A 15,804-nucleotide genomic window follows, 5' to 3' on the forward strand; every position below is an offset into this window, starting at 1 on the left:
CGCTGACGCGTGTCGAGGGAGTCAATGCCTCACCCCGACCATCGGTCAGCGGGTGAGCGCAGTTGCAGGGGGATCAGGTTCCGAGCCTGGCCTCAGGGGTGCTGAGGTTGCAACGCTCCTCGGAAGGCTGGTGATTCTAGCCGGCTGCGCTTCGCCGCAGTGTGACGTCCTCCCGCGGTGGCGCACCAAACAGTCGCCGGTACTCGCGGCTGAATTGCGACGCGCTCTCGTAGCCCACGCGGTGGGCCGCGCTGGCGGCGTCCAGCCCGTCGCCGAGCAGCAGCCGGCGCGCATGCTGCAGCCGCAGGGACTTCTGGAACTGCAACGGCGACAGCGCCGTCATCTGCTTGAAGCGCAGGTGCAGCGTCGACGGGCTCATGTGCGCCAGCGCGGCCAGCTCGGCGATGGAGAAGGGTTGGTCGAACTGCCGCGTCAACCGCTCGATGACGCGATTGAGCCGCCGCGCCACCCCGTCGCCCTGCGCCAGCGCGCGCAGCCGCGGGCCCAGCGGGCCGGTCAGCACGCGGTAGAAGATCTCGCGCTGCACCAGCGGCGCCAGGGCATTCAGGTCCTGCGGCTGGGCCAGCAGCTGCAGCAGCCGCTGCGCGGCGTCCAGCAGCGGCGCGGTGACGGGCGCGACCTGCAGGCCCGTGTCGGCGTCGCGGTCGGCCGGTGTCGCGTCCGCGCCCAGCAGCAGCTCGGCAAGGGCCTGGGTGTCGCAGCTCAGGCGCAGGCAGACGTAAGGCTTGTCGGCGCTGGCTTCGACGACGCGGCCACGCGGCAGCGCCGTCACCGGCACCAGCAGGCAGTGCATCGCGTCGTACTGCACGATGCGGCCGCCCAGCTGCGCCTGCTTGCGCCCCTGCAGCACCAGCACGAGGCCGGGCTCGTAGATGGCGGGCACCGGCAGCGCCGGCGCGCTGGCCCGGATCAGGCGCAGCCAGGGCAGCGCGGTGGGGTGCTGTCCGTCGCCCGGCGCGTGGGCCAGGGCCAGCTGGATGGTGCGCTCGCGCAGCGGCTGCAGGTCGTCAGGGTGCATGGCGCGATTGTGCAAACCGCAGGCCATGACGCGCAGGCCAACCGGTGCGGGATCGGACGATCAGGCAAGCATCCGCCAGCTTTGTGCTGGCCGGCAGCGGGCCGGGTTTCCTAAGCTCCGGCCCGTTCCGTCGATGATTGATGCAAGGAGTAGCGATGACCCACACCAACTTCCCCCGCCGCCGTCTCGGCGCCGCCGGCCCCGAGGTCTCGGCCCTGGGCCTGGGCTGCATGGGCATGTCCGAGTTCTACGGCCCGGCCGACGAAGCGCAGTCGCTCGCCGTGCTGAACCATGCGCTGGATGTCGGCATCGACTTCCTCGACACGGCCGACATGTACGGCAGCGGCGCGAACGAGCGCCTGCTCTCCAGCCTGTTGCGCCAGCGGCGCGACGAGGTGGTGCTGGCCACCAAGTTCGGCCATGTGCGCGCGGCCGACGGCGCGGTCGTGCGCATCGACGGCAGCCCGGCCTATGTGCGCCAGGCCTGCGACGCCAGCCTGGCCCGCCTGCGCGTCGATCACATCGACCTCTACTACCAACACCGCGTCGACAAGACCGTGCCCATCGAGGACACCGTCGGCGCCATGGCCGAGCTGGTCAAGGCCGGCAAGGTGCGCCACCTGGGGTTGTCCGAGGCGTCGGCCGCCACCATCCGCCGCGCGCACGCGGTGCATCCCATTGCCGCCGTGCAGACCGAGTACTCGCTGTGGAGCCGGGATGTGGAGGCCGAGATCCTGCCGACCTGCCGCGAGCTGGGCATCGCGCTGGTGCCCTACAGCCCGCTGGGCCGCGGCTTCCTGACCGGCGCGATCCGCTCTGCCGACCAGCTCGCCCCCGACGACCGCCGCCGCATCCACCCGCGCTTCCAGGGGCAGAACCTGGACCACAACCTGGCGCTGGCCGATTCGCTCAAGGCGCTGGCCGAGGGGTGGCACTGCACGCCGGCCCAGCTCGCATTGGCCTGGCTGCTGGACCAGGGCGATGACATCGTGCCCATCCCCGGCACGCGCAGCATCGCGCGGCTGGACGAGAACGCACAGGCGGCGCAGATCCGCCTGGACGAAGGCCGGCGCGAGCGCATCGCGGCGCTGTTGGCGACGCATGCGATCGAAGGCACGCGCTATCCGCAGGCGCAGATGAGTTCGGTCAATGTCTAGGACGACAGGGGCGTGATGCCGCCCGCCCTGAACGCCAATCGACCGGCGCATGGTTGTTGGGGATGTCTTGGTGACGACTGGCTCGACCCGTTGCATCGCGCCGGGAGTTCGCCCCGGCGGGCGACTTACTTTCTGGGCCGCCAGAAAGTAAGCAAAGAGCTCCCCCCGACCGCACCGCCCGCAGCAAAGCTGCGGGTTCCCTGCGCTGCTCAGGCCTTGCGGGCCCGTGCGGAACTCCCTTCGCTACGCTCCGGTCAAACAGCCGCACGGAGTCAGTTCACGAAGTGCGCTTCGCGCACGCCCTCAAGGCCTTGCGCTGCTCGGCGGTGCTAAAGGGGGCATACCAAACAGCCCGCGCCAGCAGGATGTCGGGTTTGGCTGTTGGCTGTTCCGGGGTTCCCCTTTGGAGGAGCCGAGAAGCGCAGGAGCCCGTGCCGCATGCAAGCGACACGGCACGCAGGGCACCCCTCGCGCAGCGAGGGGCGACGGAACAGGGGCGCTTTCTTTGCCTACTTTCTTGCGCGCGCAAGAAAGTAGGTCGGCCGCCGGGACGAAAACCGCAGGTTTCGCCGAAGGCAAATCCCGGCTGGGACTCACGGGGAGACCAGCCGCCACCAATGCGGCCCGCAACCAGCGCGTAGACACATGGCGTGGGTCAGTCGAAGCCCGACGCGCGGTGCCGGACCTCTGGGGTTCACGATGTGGGCGTGCAATGCCAGCTACCGACCCGGAGCAGCCGTCCATTCGCGCGCCGCCCGACAGCGTTCGTGCGCACAGCGGCCACTGATTCGGCTGGGGCGCGGGCAGTTTTCACCAAGTTCGGGTGAACCATGGCTGGCATCATCCGATGCGTCGCCGCAGCCGTTTCCCGGCGACGAGAGCTTGTAACGGTGCGCCGTTTTTGTCGGAAATTTAATGACCGTTTCGCCCGTCAATTCCTTGAAAACCGTATATGAGTCAATCACTTGCGGAATTCAACCAGGGATATGTTGTGGCGCAACGGGCCTGCCTGAGCAGCAGCGGCAGTCTCCCGAGAACACGTTAGGCCTCGTATGAAGTTAAAGCGCGAACCAGTTCTAAGGGCCGAATACCGTGCACTACTGCGTCAGGCGGACGGTAGCCAGATTGAGGCACTTTTCTATTGCTTCGATGATTCGATGGCAAGTCTTGACGAACCGTGCAGGTTGATCGTCAAGTTCAATGGGGAGGAGCTCAAGGGAACGGATAGGGACTTTTTTGCTGCGCTCGACAAAGTGCGGCTGCAGTTGGAGGCAAGGGGCATTCTTCCTCTGGTAAATGGCGCAAACAAAACAAGTTATCCGTCCAGCATGGCTCGCGACATGGGCTCTGGTTTGTCTGTCTATCGACTGCAACTTGGCAAGCCCATGGGAGACTTGGAGGATCTCGTGCAAACATTCGAAGCCAATATCATTGACCAAGTGTCATCAGTGGCGGATCAGAGATCATTCGTTGAGCAATGGCACAAGAGTTTCGCAAAATGAGGCCTAACCCCTCCGTGGAGCCGACTCTCCAAGAGCTGCGCTCTTTCCGAGCGGCTCGCCTCGAACGTTAGCCATCAGAGAAGCCAATGACACTTCTCGAAGAGATTCAAACCCTCGCCGTTGATTCTTCGACCGATGTTGCTGCGCTTCTGCGGAAGTGCAAACTCCTTGCAGCTCGCCTTCAGACGGTGGAGCTCGAGCAGTGGGTGGCACATGAAGCCAACGGCTACCCCGACCAAGTACCTGTTCCGGAATACCGCACATGGCCCGTCCAACTCAAAGGTCACTTTGCAGGGCCTTTTGGTTCGGCGATCAATAACGCACCTATTCCATTTGCAGTTCTTCCTTCGGAAATCCGTAAGAAGTACGAAGACTACGAGTGCAGGCAAAGCATCGCGTCAATCGAAGGGCTGCTTGGCAAGAACAAGAATGGCGTTCTAACGGTAGTCACCGGCGACCTGGCCATGTTCCTTGGAAGCAAGGTCTACAAGGGCTACAACTGCATCCAAGCTTGGGGCGAATTTGGCACTATGGCGCACATCGAAGTCGTCAACTCTGTACGAAATCGAGTGCTGGACTTCGCCATCGAAATTTGGAAGCTGGATCCAAAGGCCGGAGAACTCGGAACACAGGCCAGTCCAATAGGAGCACAGCGCGTGACGCAAATCTTCAACACAACCGTATATGGCGGCTCGGCAAACCTTGTTGGCTCCGCTGAGTCTTCAACCGTCACATTCCACATCGGTGTTCAGGACATAGATTCGCTTCGCATGGTCCTTACGGCGAACGCAGTACAGGACACCGACATTCAAGATCTTGAAGCTGCGCTGTCATCCGATCCTCAGCCAACAGCATCAAACCAGTATGGCCCGAAGGTAACTGCCTGGATCGCCGGAATGATGTCCAAAGCCGCAAGTGGAAGCTGGGCTATTGGCTTAGGCGCTGCAGGAAACCTCTTGGCAAGTGCGATCGCAAAGTACTACGGCTTGCCAACCGGCTGATGGCTAAACCCCTCCATCAAGAGGACCAGTCCGGGCAAGCCGGGCCTGGCCTCTCATGTCAAACGTTGGGATGCCGCTTTCTGGCTTTGGCCTGTCTCTGGCTGTGGTGGCGCAAAGCTTCGCTCCTGGCCGCGAGCAGCCGTTGGACCTACGCCCGCGCGACTCCGAGGAACTCTGCCATCCTGCCGCATTCCTCCTCCAGCGCCCCCTTGAACCCAGCCTCGCGCGGTGCGCGGCCCGTGACATAGCCGCAGTCCACGTTCAGCGAGCCACCCTTCACGCTCGCATTCGCCCAGCCGATGACCTCGTCCCGCCACAGCAGCGGCAACGCGTAATGCCCGCGCACGCGCTTGGCGGCGGGCGTGTAGGCCTCGAAGCGGTAGGCCCAGCCCCACAGCAGTTCGAAGCGGCGGCGGTCCCAGACGACCGGGTCGAAGGGCGCCAGCAGCCGCACCTGCGCGGGTATGCGCCAGCCGCGCGCCGGGTCTTCGTCCGCCGGCCAGTACCAGTCGACACCGTCCACGCGGGCGTGGGCCAGGCGGGCCTTGGCGCGGGCGAGTGTGGTCTTGCGCAAGTCCTGCCATTGCCGTGCGCCGCTGGCCAGCATGCTGATCAGCGTGGACAGGCTGCCGGCCGGCAGTGGCGCGTATTTCTGGATGACGACGTCGGCCAGCGCGTCCATCGCGGCCTGCGGGTCGGGGTGCGGCTCGAACGGGGCGGCGAGGCGATAGACGCGCGTGCCGCTGTCCCGCCGCACCACGTCCAGGTGGCCGCGGTAGTGCAGGCCGTCCAGCAGCTCGGTGGAGAGCCGGCTGTTGCCGCCAAACCAGTTCTTCACGGGGCCGTGGCCCAAGGCGGCGTCGACCTCGGCGGGGTGGGCCTCGCCCAGCCGCTCCACCTCGGCCAGCACGGCGTTGGCAAGCTGCCAGCGCGGCTTGTCCCACTGGCGGTACGCGGTGCGCGGGTGCATCAGCGCGCGCAGCGCGGGCGTGACGAAGCCGTAGTTGATGAAGAAGTCTTCCTGCAGCGGCAGGCGCGGGTAGCGGCGTTCCAGGTCGCCGGCCTGGTAGCCCTTGACGCGGTGGCGCAGCGTCAGGTCCTGCGCGCGGGCGGGGGCGCGCAGCGGGTCAGCCTGCACGAAGCCGCCCAGGCGTTCGACCGCCTTCAGCAGCGTCGTGGGCGTGAAGAGGCTGCGGGCAACGGCGTGGCGGCGCAGTGCGGCGAGGTCGACGGTGGTGGGCATCCGGGTGGCGAGGCGGTCAGGCGTGCGGGTCGGGTGGCAGGGCGCTGGTGACACCGGCGGCGCGCAACAGCTCGGCCGCCCGGGCGAGCATCTGGGCCTCGGTGTCGCAGTATTCCAGGCGGTAGCCGCAGTCCTCGTGCACCTGCTGCCAGAGCGGCTTCATGATCGCGGCGTCCTCGATGTCGGGGCCCACCAGCCACTGGCTGGCCAGCTCGGCAGGCACGACCTGCCGCCCCTGGCGCAGCAGGCCGGCGGCGGTTGCCAGGCCTTGGCAGGTGGTCGTGCTGCCAGACCTGCAGTTCGCCGTGGGCGACGAAGCGGCCCTGGCGAAGCTGTCCGACGTCGATGCGCGGCCTCGGGGCGTTCATGGGGCCCAGCATAGCGGGCGCCGCCGGCCTTCCGCGGGGTGGTGCCGGCGAACACTTACACTCCCGGGTTGATTGCGCCCGGCCCTTGTTCGAGGCGGATAGGGCAATGCCTTCAGTGTCGGCGGCTTCATGGCGCCGCCGCCGGGCGCCTCATCTGCGTTGCGGGGCGGGCCGCCCATCCTGAGTGAATCCCTGAAGGAACGCAACGTGTTCATCTCCAACGCCTACGCCCAGGCCGCCCCGGCCGCCGGTGGTGCCGAATCCGGCCTGCCCAGCCTGCTGATGATGGTCGCCATGTTCGTGGTGGTCTTCTTCGTCATGATCCGCCCGCAGATGAAGCGCCAGAAGGAACACAAGGCCATGCTCGAGGCCCTGGCCAAGGGCGACGAGATCGTCACCGCCGGCGGCATCATCGGCAAGGTCAGCAAGCTGGGCGATAGCTTCGTCCACGTCGAAGTGGCCAGCGGCGTCGAGCTGCAGCTGCAGCGCAGCGCCATCACCCAGGTTCTCCCCAAGGGAAGCTTGAAGTAAGTCGGCGTGGCGCCACCTCCCCGGGCGCCCACAAGGAAGTTTCCATGAACCGTTATCCGCTCTGGAAGTACGCGCTGCTGCTCGTGGCGCTGCTGATCGGCACGCTCTACACGCTGCCCAACCTGTTCGGCGAGGCGCCGGCGGTGCAGGTGTCGTCCGCCAAGGTCACCGTCAAGGTCGACAGCACGCTGCAGAGCCGCATCGAAGCGGCGCTGCAGCAGGCCGGCATCCGGGCGGACTACGTGCAGTTCGACGGCAACTCCGTCAAGGCGCGCTTCGGCGACACCGACACGCAGCTCAAGGCCAAGGACGCCATCAGCAAGGCGCTGAACACCGAGCCGGCCGACCCGACCTACATCGTGGCGCTGAACCTGCTGTCGCGGTCGCCCCAGTGGCTGACGGCGCTGCATGCCAACCCGATGTACCTGGGCCTGGACCTGCGCGGTGGCGTGCACTTCCTGATGCAGGTGGACATGAAGGCCGCGCTGACCAAGAAGGCGGACGCGCTGGTCGGCGACGCGCGCACCATGCTGCGCGACAAGAACATCCGCCATGCCGGCATCAGCCGCGATGGCAACACCGTCGTCATCGCCTTCCGCGATGCCGACCAGCGCACCGCTGCGTTGGACCTGCTGAAGAACCAGCTGCCCGACGTCACCTGGGCGCCGCTGCCCGACGGCGGCCTGTCCGGCGCGCTGAGCCCCAAGGCGCAGGTCGCGGTGCAGGAAGCGGCGCTCAAGCAGAACATCACGACGCTGCACAACCGCGTCAACGAACTGGGCGTGGCCGAGCCGGTCATCCAGCAGCAGGGGCTGGACCGCGTGGTCGTGCAGCTGCCGGGCGTGCAGGACACGGCCAAGGCCAAGGACATCATCGGCCGCACCGCCACGCTGGAGTTGCGCATGGTGGACGACAGCGCCGAGTCGCTGGAGGCGCTCAAGGGCAACGGCCCGGTGCCGTTCGGTGCCGAGCGCTTCATCGACCGCGGCAACGGCCCCATCATCGTCAAGCGCCAGGTGGCGCTGACGGGTGACGCCCTCGTGGACGCCCAGCCTGGCTTCGACGAAAACCACTCGCCCTCGGTCGACCTGACGCTGGATGCCAAGGGCGCCCGCATCATGAAGGACCTGTCGCGCGAGAACATCGGCAAGCGCATGGCCATCATCCTGTTCGAGAAGGGCAAGGGCGAGGTCGTCACGGCGCCGGTCATCCGCAGCGAACTCAGCGGCGGCCGCATCAAGATCAGCGGCGCGATGACCACGCAGGAAGCCAGCGACACGGCCCTGCTGTTGCGCGCCGGCTCGCTGGCCGCGCCGATGGAGATCATCGAGGAGCGCACCATCGGCCCGAGCCTGGGCAAGGAGAACATCGAGAAGGGCATCGCCAGCGTCACCTGGGGCTTTGCCGCCGTGGCGGCGTTCATGTGCGTGTACTACCTGCTGTTCGGCGTGTTCTCGTCGCTGGCGCTGGGCTTCAACCTGCTGCTGCTGATCGCCGCGCTGTCGCTGATGCAGGCCACGCTGTCGCTGCCGGGTATCGCCGCCATCGCGCTGGTGCTGGGCATGGCCATCGACTCCAACGTGCTCATCAATGAACGCGTTCGCGAGGAGCTGCGCGGCGGTGCGTCGCCGCAGCAGGCCATCCACCTGGGTTACGAGCGCGCCTTTGCGACCATCCTGGACTCCAACGTGACGACGCTGATCGCCGGCGTGGCGCTGCTGGTGTTCGGCTCCGGCCCCATCAAGGGCTTCGCCGTCGTGCACTGCCTGGGCATCCTGACGTCGATGTTCTCGTCCGTCGTGTTCTCGCGCGGTCTCGTGAACCTCTGGTATGGCCGCCGCAAGAAGCTCAAGAGCGTGTCCATCGGCCAGGTCTGGAAGCCGCAAGGCGACGAACCCACCACCGCCGTCACCGAGGCCTGAGGAACTAGACGATGGAACTCTTTCGCATCAAGCGTGACCTGCCACTGATGAAGCACGCGTTGGTCTTCAACGCGATCTCCTTCATCACCTTCGCCGCCGCCGTGTTCTTCCTGGTCACGCGCGGCCTGCATTTCTCGATCGAATTCACCGGTGGCACCGTCATCGAGGTGGCCTACCCGCAGACGGCCGAGATCGAGAAGACCCGCCATGTCGTCGAGCAGATGGGTTATGGCGAAGTCCAGGTGCAGAACTTCGGTTCGTCGCGCGACGTCATGATCCGCCTGCCGGTGCGTGCCGGCGAGAAGCAGACCGAAGTGGTCGGCAAGGTCTTCGGCGAGCTGTGCAAGGCCGAGTCCGGCACGGTCAGCGAGCACCAGGAAGTCACCGCGCAGGGCGAGCAGATCAGCAAGCAGGTCTGCAAGAAGGCCGATGGGGCGGAGCCGATCAAGCTGTCGCGCTCCGAAGTGGTGGGCCCGGCGGTCGGCGCCGAGCTGGCCCAGGATGCCGCCAAGGCGCTCGGGGTCACGGTGCTGGGCATCATGATCTACCTGGCCATCCGCTTCGAATGGAAGTTCGCGGTGGCCGGCATCATCGCCAACCTGCACGACGTGGTCATCATCCTGGGCTTCTTCGCCTTCTTCCAGTGGGAGTTCTCGCTGGCGGTGCTGGCGGCCATCCTGGCGGTGCTGGGCTACTCGGTGAACGAGTCCGTCGTGATCTTCGACCGGGTGCGGGAAGCCTTCCGCAAGTACCGCAAGATGAACACGCACGAGGTCATCGACCACGCGATCACGTCGACGATGAGCCGCACCATCATCACCCACGGCAGCACGCAGCTGATGGTGGTGTCCATGCTGCTGTTCGGCGGCCCGACGCTGCATTACTTCGCCGTGGCGCTGACCATCGGCATCCTGTTCGGCATCTACTCCTCGGTCTTCGTGGCCGCCGCCATCGCGATGTGGCTGGGCGTGCAGCGCGAGGACCTGGTGAAGACTGCCATCAGCCGCGACGACCCCAACGACCCGAACGCCGGGGCCGTCGTGTAGAGTGAACCGCTCCCGTCACTCAGGCACCGCTGCTCTCACGTCTCCCATGACCGCCGCCCGCAACCAGGCCCTGGCCACGCAGGCACGGCGCGTCTACCTCGAGGCCCTGGTGAGGGGCATGACACCCTTGGTCGCTGCGATCGGCCAGGGTGCGGTGCAGCTGCTGGCGCAGGGCGCTGCGCACACGGTCATGAGTGCCCGACGGGATGCCGTGCAGGCCTGGCAGAAGCTCGGCCCCGGCTGGCAGATGACGGTGGTCGGTGCGCTGCGCCACGCGGCCATCCATGGCGTGGCCGACACGGGCCGGGAGCATGAACCCACCGTTCAGATGCCTCTGCACGGGATGAGCCTGGTCGACGATTCGACGATCGAGCGCGAGATCACGAGCTCCCGGCTGGCGCTCGTCATGATGGACCGCGCGACCTGGGAGTTCACCGACCTGCGCACCCGCATGCAGGCGCTGGAGGCCCATGACGACCTGGACCCGCTGGATCTGCTGCGCGCCCATGTCGTGGCGCGCATCGCGCTGGATGCCTGGACCCGCGTCGGCCTGGGCGCCCACATCTGGCAATTGCTGCATCACGAGCTGCACGAAGAATTCGCGCAGCTCATCAGCGAGGCCTATCACGAGACCAACCGCTGGCTGATCGCGCAGCAGGTGCTGCCCGAGGTGGACCTGCGGCCTTTCATCCGCCGCACGGCGCGGGGCACGCGGGACGCCTCCGTGGCGCCGGCAGGCCTGCCCTCGCCAGCGGCGGCGCCTGCGCAGCCGACGCCCCCACCGGCCGCTGCCGCCGAGCCGCCGCGCAGCCGCGCAGCGGTCCAGGCCAATGAGGTCATGTCGCACCTGCAGCGCGTGCTCGCCCGGCATGTGCCTGGCTTTCCGGTCAGCAAGAGCCACGCGGCGACGCGCCCCGGCGACAGCCGCCCCAGCCTCGCGGGCATGGGCGGCACGGCGCCAGGCACCGAGCCCGGTGGCGTGCGGCCTTCGCTGGCCGACGCGCTGCCGGCCGGCACGCCGCCGTCGCCGCGGCTGGTGGGCGCCATTCGCCATGCGCAGGAATCGCTGCAGCGCCGCCCGCCCGCGCCCACGGCTGCGGCCGGCGACACGGTCGCCCAGAGCGCGCCGCTTCAGCTCGACGAGATCGGCGCCCGCAGCCAGGCTTTCAAGCAGGTCCTGAAGCAGGCTGCCAGCACACCGGCCGAGCGCGCGACCATCGAGATCGTCGCGATGATGTTCCAGAGCATCCTGACCGAGGAGCGCATCCCGGCCTCGGTGCGCGTGTGGTTCGCACGGTTGCAGATGCCGGTGCTGCGCGTGGCGGTCTCGGAGCCTGACTTCTTTGCCGAGGTCGACCACCCGGCTCGCCGCCTGATCGACCGCATGGGCGCCTGCGTCATGGGTTTCAAGTCGGCCCAGCCCAGCGCGGCCGGGGCCGAGCGCGCCAGCAACGATGCGCTGGAGCGCGAGATCAAGCGGGTCGTGCAGGTCGTCGAGGCCTACCCCGATACCGGGCGCCGCGTGTTCGCGACCGTGCTCGGCGAATTCGAGAAGTTCCTCGATCACTATTTCGAGAACGAGAACCAGGCGTCCCGGCGCGGCGTGTCGCTGGCCCAGCAGGTCGAGCAGCGCGAGACCCTGGCCATCCAGTACACCATCGAGCTGCGCAAGATGCTGGCCGAAGTGCCGGTGCAGGACGGCGTGCGCGAGTTCCTGTTCCATGTGTGGGCCGATGTGCTGGCGGTCACGGCCGTGCGCGCCGGTGCGCAGGCCGATGTCACCAAGACCATGAAGCGCGCGGCGGCAGACCTGATCTGGTCTGCCAGCGCCAAGTCGACGCGTGAGGAGCGCGCCGACGTCATCCGTCGCCTGCCCCCGTTGCTCAAGACGCTGCGGGACGGCATGAGCCACGCGGGCTTGGCGGTGGACAGGCAGGACGAGCATGTGCGCCTCCTCAACAACGCGCTGGCGGCCGCCTTCACGGCCAAGACCGCGGCCATCCCGCGCGAGCGCCTCGAAGAGCTGATGGAGCAGCTCGAGGCACTGGAGGCCATGCTGCCGGAGGATCTCGAAGGTGGCGACAGCCATGTCGACGAGATGCTGGTGCGCGATCTCTCGGGCCACGAGTCCGATGGCATGGAGGTCGTTGCCGAGGGCGGTTCGGCGCCCACGCCGGCCATGCTGGCCTGGGCCCGCGAATTGCAGGTGGGCGGCTGGTTCATGCTGGACTACCGGGGCCGCAACGAGCAGGTGCAACTGGCGTGGCGCGGGCTGCGCAAGCAGCTGGCGCTGTTTGTCACGCCCAAGGGTCGTGGCGTGCTGTTCTCACTGAACCGCATGGCAGCCTTCCTGCAGGCTGGCCTGCTGCTGCCCGCCCAGGACGAGGCGCTGACCGTGCAGGCCACGCGCAAGGCGCTGGCCAAGCTGGACGCCGATCCCAGCCAGCTCAAATGAAAAACGGCGCCTGGGGCGCCGTTTCTTCGGTGTGGAGAACGCTCAGTGGATGAGCCGGTCTTCCGGTGCGACGAACAGCTCGTCCAGGATCAGCGCGTCGGGTTCCTCGCCCAGGCTCCAGAACACCATCAGCACGATGATCTTGAGGTCTTCCAGATCCATCGCGTTGCCGCCGATGGCCATGGCGCGGTCGATGACCATCTCGCGCATCGGGCCGGGCAGGACACCGGCCGATTCGAGGAAGCTGATGAAGCCGATGGAGGCCTCGCCCAGGTGATCGATTTCGCTGGCCGAGTACACACGCAGCGCGTGCGGGCTCTGTTCGGCCTGGATGGCGTCTCCGGCGACGGCCAGGCCTTGCAGCCAGCTCAGCGCCTCCTGGATCTCGTCGTTCTCGAAGCCCACGGCCGTCAACTTGCGCGTCAGCTGCGCATGGTCGGGGCAGGCATCTGGCCGCCAATAGGTCTCGTAGAGATAAACCAGCACATCGAACATCGTGAGCCGATGATAGCCCAGCGTTTCGACCGAACCGGCTGCGAATAACCCCCGGGATTCCCCGCTGATGGCTCCGGGTAAGCTCGTCAGCCCTGCTTGCGGCGCTGGAAGAGCTGGCCTGCCAACCGGGCGACTTCGCCGTCCAGTTCCAGCTCCAGCAGTGCGGCGCTCAGCGCTGCCGCGGGCCAGCCGCAGCGCGCCATCAATGCGTCCAGGCTCACGGGATCGAACCCCATCGCCTCCAGCAGCGCCTGCTGTTCATGCGGCGTGTCTTCGGCGTCGACGGCGGCTGGGGCGGCGTGGCCTTGTGGCGGCAGTTCCTCCAGGATGTCCTCGGCCGATTCGACGAGCTTGGCGCCCTGTCGAATGAGGGCGTGGCAGCCGCGGGCCTGCGGTGAATGGATGGACCCCGGAATGGCGAACACCTCGCGCCCCGCCTCGGCGGCCAGGCGGGCGGTGATCAGCGAGCCGGATTGGACCGCGGCCTCGACAACCAGGCAGCCCTGGCTGAGACCGGCAATGATGCGATTGCGGCGAGGGAAGTTGGCGGGCAGCACGGGCGTGCCCAGCGAGTACTCGCTCACGATCAAGCCGTTGGCCGCCACGATACGGGCCGCCAGTTTCTCGTTGCGACGCGGGTAGACTTGATCCAGCCCGGTGCCGACGACGGCGATCGTCGCCCCGCCGGCATCCAGGGCGCCTTCATGCGCCGCGGCATCGATGCCCAGTGCCAGCCCCGACACGATGGTGTGGCCTTGCTGCGCCAGCGCCTTGGCGAAGGCGCGGGCGTTGTCGCTGCCCTGCGCGGTCGGGTTGCGGCTGCCCACGATGGCCAGCGACGGTGTAGTCAGCAATTCGCGTCGACCCTGCAGCCACAGCAGCAATGGCGGGTCGGCGGTGGCCAGCAGTGGGGCCGGGTAGTCGGCATCGCCCAGGGCGAGCAGTGCATGGGCGGGGTTTTCGAGCCAGGCCCGGGCCTTGTCCAACAGCTCCGGCAGGTGCTCGGGCGGGTGATTGAAGCCATCACGCTGCCGGGGTGGCAGCGCCTGGTCCCGCGCGACGGCGGGCAGCTCGAACACGGCCTGCGGGCTGCCCGCCATCGCGAGCAGGCGCCGGGCGGCGCCCGGCCCGACGCTCTCGGTCAAGCGCAGCCAGGCAGCCAGCTCGGCCGGATCGCGCATGTCAGTTCATCGCGAGCCGGACCGGACGGTGCGCGCCCCGACTCAGGGCTGCGTGAAGCGGTCGCCCGCCTTGACGGGCTCCTTCACCGAGATGATGAGGGCGTAGGACACGCGCTCATAGACCTCAAAGACGAACAGCACGCCGTGGCGTTCGTCCGGCAACTTGATGAGTTGCCCCTCCGGCCGCTCGGTCTTGTCCATGACCGATTCGCCGTTGCGCCACAGCGCGAACACGTGGCCGCGCTCGATGCCGTCCCGCTTGCCGCGATTCAGCGCGACGATCTGGTTCTGGCCAGCTTGCATCGCTTCGCCGTAGATCGCGGCGATCTGGCCCTTGATCTCACGCTCGGGGGCGTGCGGCATGTACTGCTCGAGGTCACGCTGCGGCGCGGGCGCCAGGCGGTCACCGACGCCGACTTCCTGCTTGATCTGCTGGATCTTCAGCGTGGCCGGCACGACTTCCATGCTCTTGCCGTCCGGGCTCGGGCGTTCCTCCCCGGGGCGGATCAGCTCGGCCGTGCCGACGTAGGGCGCTTCGTAGCCGAGGACTTCCTTCGTCGTCGGGTCGATCAGCGGGCGTGTCTTGCGGAAAACGCGGAAGTCGGTGTTGCTGCCGAAGTCGCCGCGGGCATAGGCCAGATCGCCCGAACCGACGAGCACACGGCCCTCCTGGGCGGCGACGACGCGCGGCGCGCGCGCCAATTCGTCGGTATCGAAGACCACCGCATCCGTCAGGAAGGCCTGGATGAGGTGCATCGGGATGCTCGGGATGGCGCCGTTCTCCAGCGCCGAAATGCGCATTTGCGGGCTCAGCTTGACCGTGCCGTTCGCGCCACCCACGGACTGCCCCACCTGCAGGCGGGCGCGGCCGTCGGACTTGACCAGCATCAGCACCTGGCCGGGGTAGATCAGGTGGGGGTTGCGGATCTGGTCGCGGTTCATGCCCCAGAGCTCGGGCCAGCGCCACGGGCTCTTCAGGAACAGCTTGGAGATGTCCCACAGCGTGTCGCCGGCCACGACGGTGTGGCTGTCGGGGGCGTTGGGGGCCAGCTCGGACAGCGGCACGCCGGCGCTGGCGACCTGATCGGCCACGCGGCGTTGTTCAGCGGTGATCGGCAGCTTGCTGGCTTGGGCCCAGGCCACGTTGGTCGCAAGGGTCAGGCAGGCCGCAAGGACAGCCAAGGGGGCGGGGCGGGCAGCGGGCATCAGGCGCGGTCTCCGAATAGGGGTGCCGGATCGGCGAAAATCCCGGCGATTCTGCCCGCATTACCCGGGTCAACCAACACCAGAGGGCGCTCGTTTGCGAGTGCTTACAAGACGCCATGCCCCAACTGTCGATCCTTCGCTACCCCGATCCCCGTCTGAATACCGTCGCGAAGCCGGTTGTGGCCGTCGACGAGCGCATCCGCCGGCTCGTGGACGACATGCTGGAAACGATGTATGCCGCCGACGGCGTGGGGCTGGCAGCCACGCAGGTGGATGTGCACGAGCGCGTGATCGTCATCGATACGTCGCAGGAACGCGACACGCCGCGCGTGTTGATCAACCCGGAGCTGATCAAAACCAGCGAGCGCATGGTCGACGGCGAGGAGGGCTGCCTGTCCGTGCCGCAGATCTACGACAAGGTGCCGCGCCATGCCGAGGTGACGGTGCGCGCCACCAACCGCGACGGTGAGGTCTATGAATTCGACGCCGACGGGCTGCTGGCCGTCTGCGTGCAGCACGAGATGGACCACCTGGCCGGCAAGGTGTTCGTCGAATACCTGAGCCCGCTCAAGCGCGACCGCATCAAGACCAAGATGATCAAGAAGACGCGCGACGAAGAGGCCGAGGCCAAGCGTCGTCAGCAGCGCCTGTAAGTGGA

The 15,804-nt window shown here is 67.3% G+C and carries 14 protein-coding genes and 1 riboswitch; of the genes, 8 read left to right on the top strand and 6 right to left on the bottom strand.

Features of this window, described 5'->3' with window-relative positions; translation table 11 throughout:
• Positions 1-47: 47 nt before the first annotated feature.
• A riboswitch (S-adenosyl-L-homocysteine riboswitch) is annotated at positions 48-127 on the bottom strand.
• Positions 128-136: 9 nt separating this feature from the next.
• Entirely contained in the window at positions 137-1,039 is a 903-nt protein-coding gene (locus ACG00X_RS15500; protein ID WP_394489096.1) for an AraC family transcriptional regulator, read from the bottom strand.
• Positions 1,040-1,194: 155 nt separating this feature from the next.
• Here ACG00X_RS15500 and ACG00X_RS15505 point away from each other — a divergent pair, with 155 nt between their 5' ends.
• From ACG00X_RS15505 to ACG00X_RS15515, 3 genes are all read left to right on the top strand, one after another.
• On the top strand, positions 1,195-2,196 hold the full coding sequence (locus tag ACG00X_RS15505) for an aldo/keto reductase (RefSeq protein ID WP_394489097.1): 1,002 nt from the start codon (positions 1,195-1,197) through the stop codon (positions 2,194-2,196).
• 1,052 nt (positions 2,197-3,248) lie between these two features.
• Positions 3,249-3,698: a hypothetical protein gene (locus ACG00X_RS15510; protein WP_394489098.1), complete on the top strand. Its 450-nt coding sequence runs from the start codon at positions 3,249-3,251 to the stop codon at positions 3,696-3,698.
• A gap of 86 nt (positions 3,699-3,784) precedes the next feature.
• The gene (locus ACG00X_RS15515) at positions 3,785-4,699 is read left to right on the top strand and encodes an AbiTii domain-containing protein (protein WP_394489099.1); all 915 of its coding nucleotides are present in this window, start codon (positions 3,785-3,787) and stop codon (positions 4,697-4,699) included.
• A 148-nt stretch (positions 4,700-4,847) separates the two neighbouring features.
• Here the strand turns inward: ACG00X_RS15515 and ACG00X_RS15520 are convergent, their stop codons facing one another.
• Complete coding sequence (locus tag ACG00X_RS15520) at positions 4,848-5,942, bottom strand: DNA glycosylase AlkZ-like family protein (protein ID WP_394489100.1); 1,095 nt, start codon at positions 5,940-5,942, stop codon at positions 4,848-4,850.
• A 16-nt stretch (positions 5,943-5,958) separates the two neighbouring features.
• A complete protein-coding gene (locus ACG00X_RS15525; RefSeq protein ID WP_394489101.1) occupies positions 5,959-6,165 on the bottom strand; it encodes a hypothetical protein in 207 nt (68 codons plus the stop codon).
• Positions 6,166-6,517: 352 nt separating this feature from the next.
• Here ACG00X_RS15525 and yajC point away from each other — a divergent pair, with 352 nt between their 5' ends.
• The 4 genes from yajC to ACG00X_RS15545 are packed head-to-tail and all read left to right on the top strand — an operon-like array spanning position 6,518 to position 12,264.
• Positions 6,518-6,841, top strand: coding sequence for a preprotein translocase subunit YajC (gene yajC, locus ACG00X_RS15530; protein WP_394489102.1), 324 nt, complete (start codon positions 6,518-6,520; stop codon positions 6,839-6,841).
• 44 nt (positions 6,842-6,885) lie between these two features.
• A complete protein-coding gene (secD, locus tag ACG00X_RS15535; protein ID WP_394489103.1) occupies positions 6,886-8,763 on the top strand; it encodes a protein translocase subunit SecD in 1,878 nt (625 codons plus the stop codon).
• A gap of 11 nt (positions 8,764-8,774) precedes the next feature.
• Positions 8,775-9,809 carry a protein translocase subunit SecF gene (secF, locus tag ACG00X_RS15540; protein WP_394489104.1) on the top strand — a complete coding sequence of 345 codons (1,035 nt, stop codon included), beginning with the start codon at positions 8,775-8,777 and terminating at the stop codon, positions 9,807-9,809.
• A gap of 46 nt (positions 9,810-9,855) precedes the next feature.
• Positions 9,856-12,264 carry a DUF1631 family protein gene (locus tag ACG00X_RS15545; RefSeq protein WP_394489105.1) on the top strand — a complete coding sequence of 803 codons (2,409 nt, stop codon included), beginning with the start codon at positions 9,856-9,858 and terminating at the stop codon, positions 12,262-12,264.
• A gap of 42 nt (positions 12,265-12,306) precedes the next feature.
• Here ACG00X_RS15545 and ACG00X_RS15550 read toward each other — a convergent pair whose 3' ends face one another.
• The 3 genes from ACG00X_RS15550 to ACG00X_RS15560 all read right to left on the bottom strand — a co-directional run bounded on the left by ACG00X_RS15550 (position 12,307) and on the right by ACG00X_RS15560 (position 15,146).
• On the bottom strand, positions 12,307-12,759 hold the full coding sequence (locus ACG00X_RS15550) for a Smg family protein (protein ID WP_394489106.1): 453 nt from the start codon (positions 12,757-12,759) through the stop codon (positions 12,307-12,309).
• A gap of 86 nt (positions 12,760-12,845) precedes the next feature.
• Complete coding sequence (gene dprA / locus ACG00X_RS15555) at positions 12,846-13,940, bottom strand: DNA-processing protein DprA (protein ID WP_394489107.1); 1,095 nt, start codon at positions 13,938-13,940, stop codon at positions 12,846-12,848.
• A gap of 42 nt (positions 13,941-13,982) precedes the next feature.
• Positions 13,983-15,146 carry a LysM peptidoglycan-binding domain-containing protein gene (locus ACG00X_RS15560; RefSeq protein ID WP_419964735.1) on the bottom strand — a complete coding sequence of 388 codons (1,164 nt, stop codon included), beginning with the start codon at positions 15,144-15,146 and terminating at the stop codon, positions 13,983-13,985.
• Between the two features lie 116 nt (positions 15,147-15,262).
• On the opposite strand from ACG00X_RS15560, the gene def reads away from it, so the two are divergent.
• Complete coding sequence (def, locus tag ACG00X_RS15565; RefSeq protein WP_394489109.1) at positions 15,263-15,799, top strand: peptide deformylase; 537 nt, start codon at positions 15,263-15,265, stop codon at positions 15,797-15,799.
• Positions 15,800-15,804 lie beyond the last annotated feature (5 nt).

Origin of the sequence: Pelomonas nitida (assembly GCF_043555975.1) — a bacterium.
Classification (GTDB): Bacteria; Pseudomonadota; Gammaproteobacteria; order Burkholderiales; family Burkholderiaceae_C; genus Pelomonas; species Pelomonas nitida.

Excerpts from the sequence above, each read along its gene's own strand:
- ACG00X_RS15520 (WP_394489100.1), bottom strand. The coding sequence starts at position 5,942 with ATGCCCACCACCGTCGACCTCGCCGCACTGCGCCGCCACGCCGTTGCC.
- ACG00X_RS15560 (WP_419964735.1), bottom strand. The coding sequence starts at position 15,146 with ATGCCCGCTGCCCGCCCCGCCCCCTTGGCTGTCCTTGCGGCCTGCCTG.
- ACG00X_RS15515 (WP_394489099.1), top strand. The coding sequence starts at position 3,785 with ATGACACTTCTCGAAGAGATTCAAACCCTCGCCGTTGATTCTTCGACC.
- secD (WP_394489103.1), top strand. The coding sequence starts at position 6,886 with ATGAACCGTTATCCGCTCTGGAAGTACGCGCTGCTGCTCGTGGCGCTG.
- ACG00X_RS15505 (WP_394489097.1), top strand. The coding sequence starts at position 1,195 with ATGACCCACACCAACTTCCCCCGCCGCCGTCTCGGCGCCGCCGGCCCC.
- ACG00X_RS15510 (WP_394489098.1), top strand. The coding sequence starts at position 3,249 with ATGAAGTTAAAGCGCGAACCAGTTCTAAGGGCCGAATACCGTGCACTA.
- secF (WP_394489104.1), top strand. The coding sequence starts at position 8,775 with ATGGAACTCTTTCGCATCAAGCGTGACCTGCCACTGATGAAGCACGCG.
- ACG00X_RS15550 (WP_394489106.1), bottom strand. The coding sequence starts at position 12,759 with ATGTTCGATGTGCTGGTTTATCTCTACGAGACCTATTGGCGGCCAGAT.
- dprA (WP_394489107.1), bottom strand. The coding sequence starts at position 13,940 with ATGCGCGATCCGGCCGAGCTGGCTGCCTGGCTGCGCTTGACCGAGAGC.
- ACG00X_RS15545 (WP_394489105.1), top strand. The coding sequence starts at position 9,856 with ATGACCGCCGCCCGCAACCAGGCCCTGGCCACGCAGGCACGGCGCGTC.
- def (WP_394489109.1), top strand. The coding sequence starts at position 15,263 with ATGCCCCAACTGTCGATCCTTCGCTACCCCGATCCCCGTCTGAATACC.
- ACG00X_RS15500 (WP_394489096.1), bottom strand. The coding sequence starts at position 1,039 with ATGCACCCTGACGACCTGCAGCCGCTGCGCGAGCGCACCATCCAGCTG.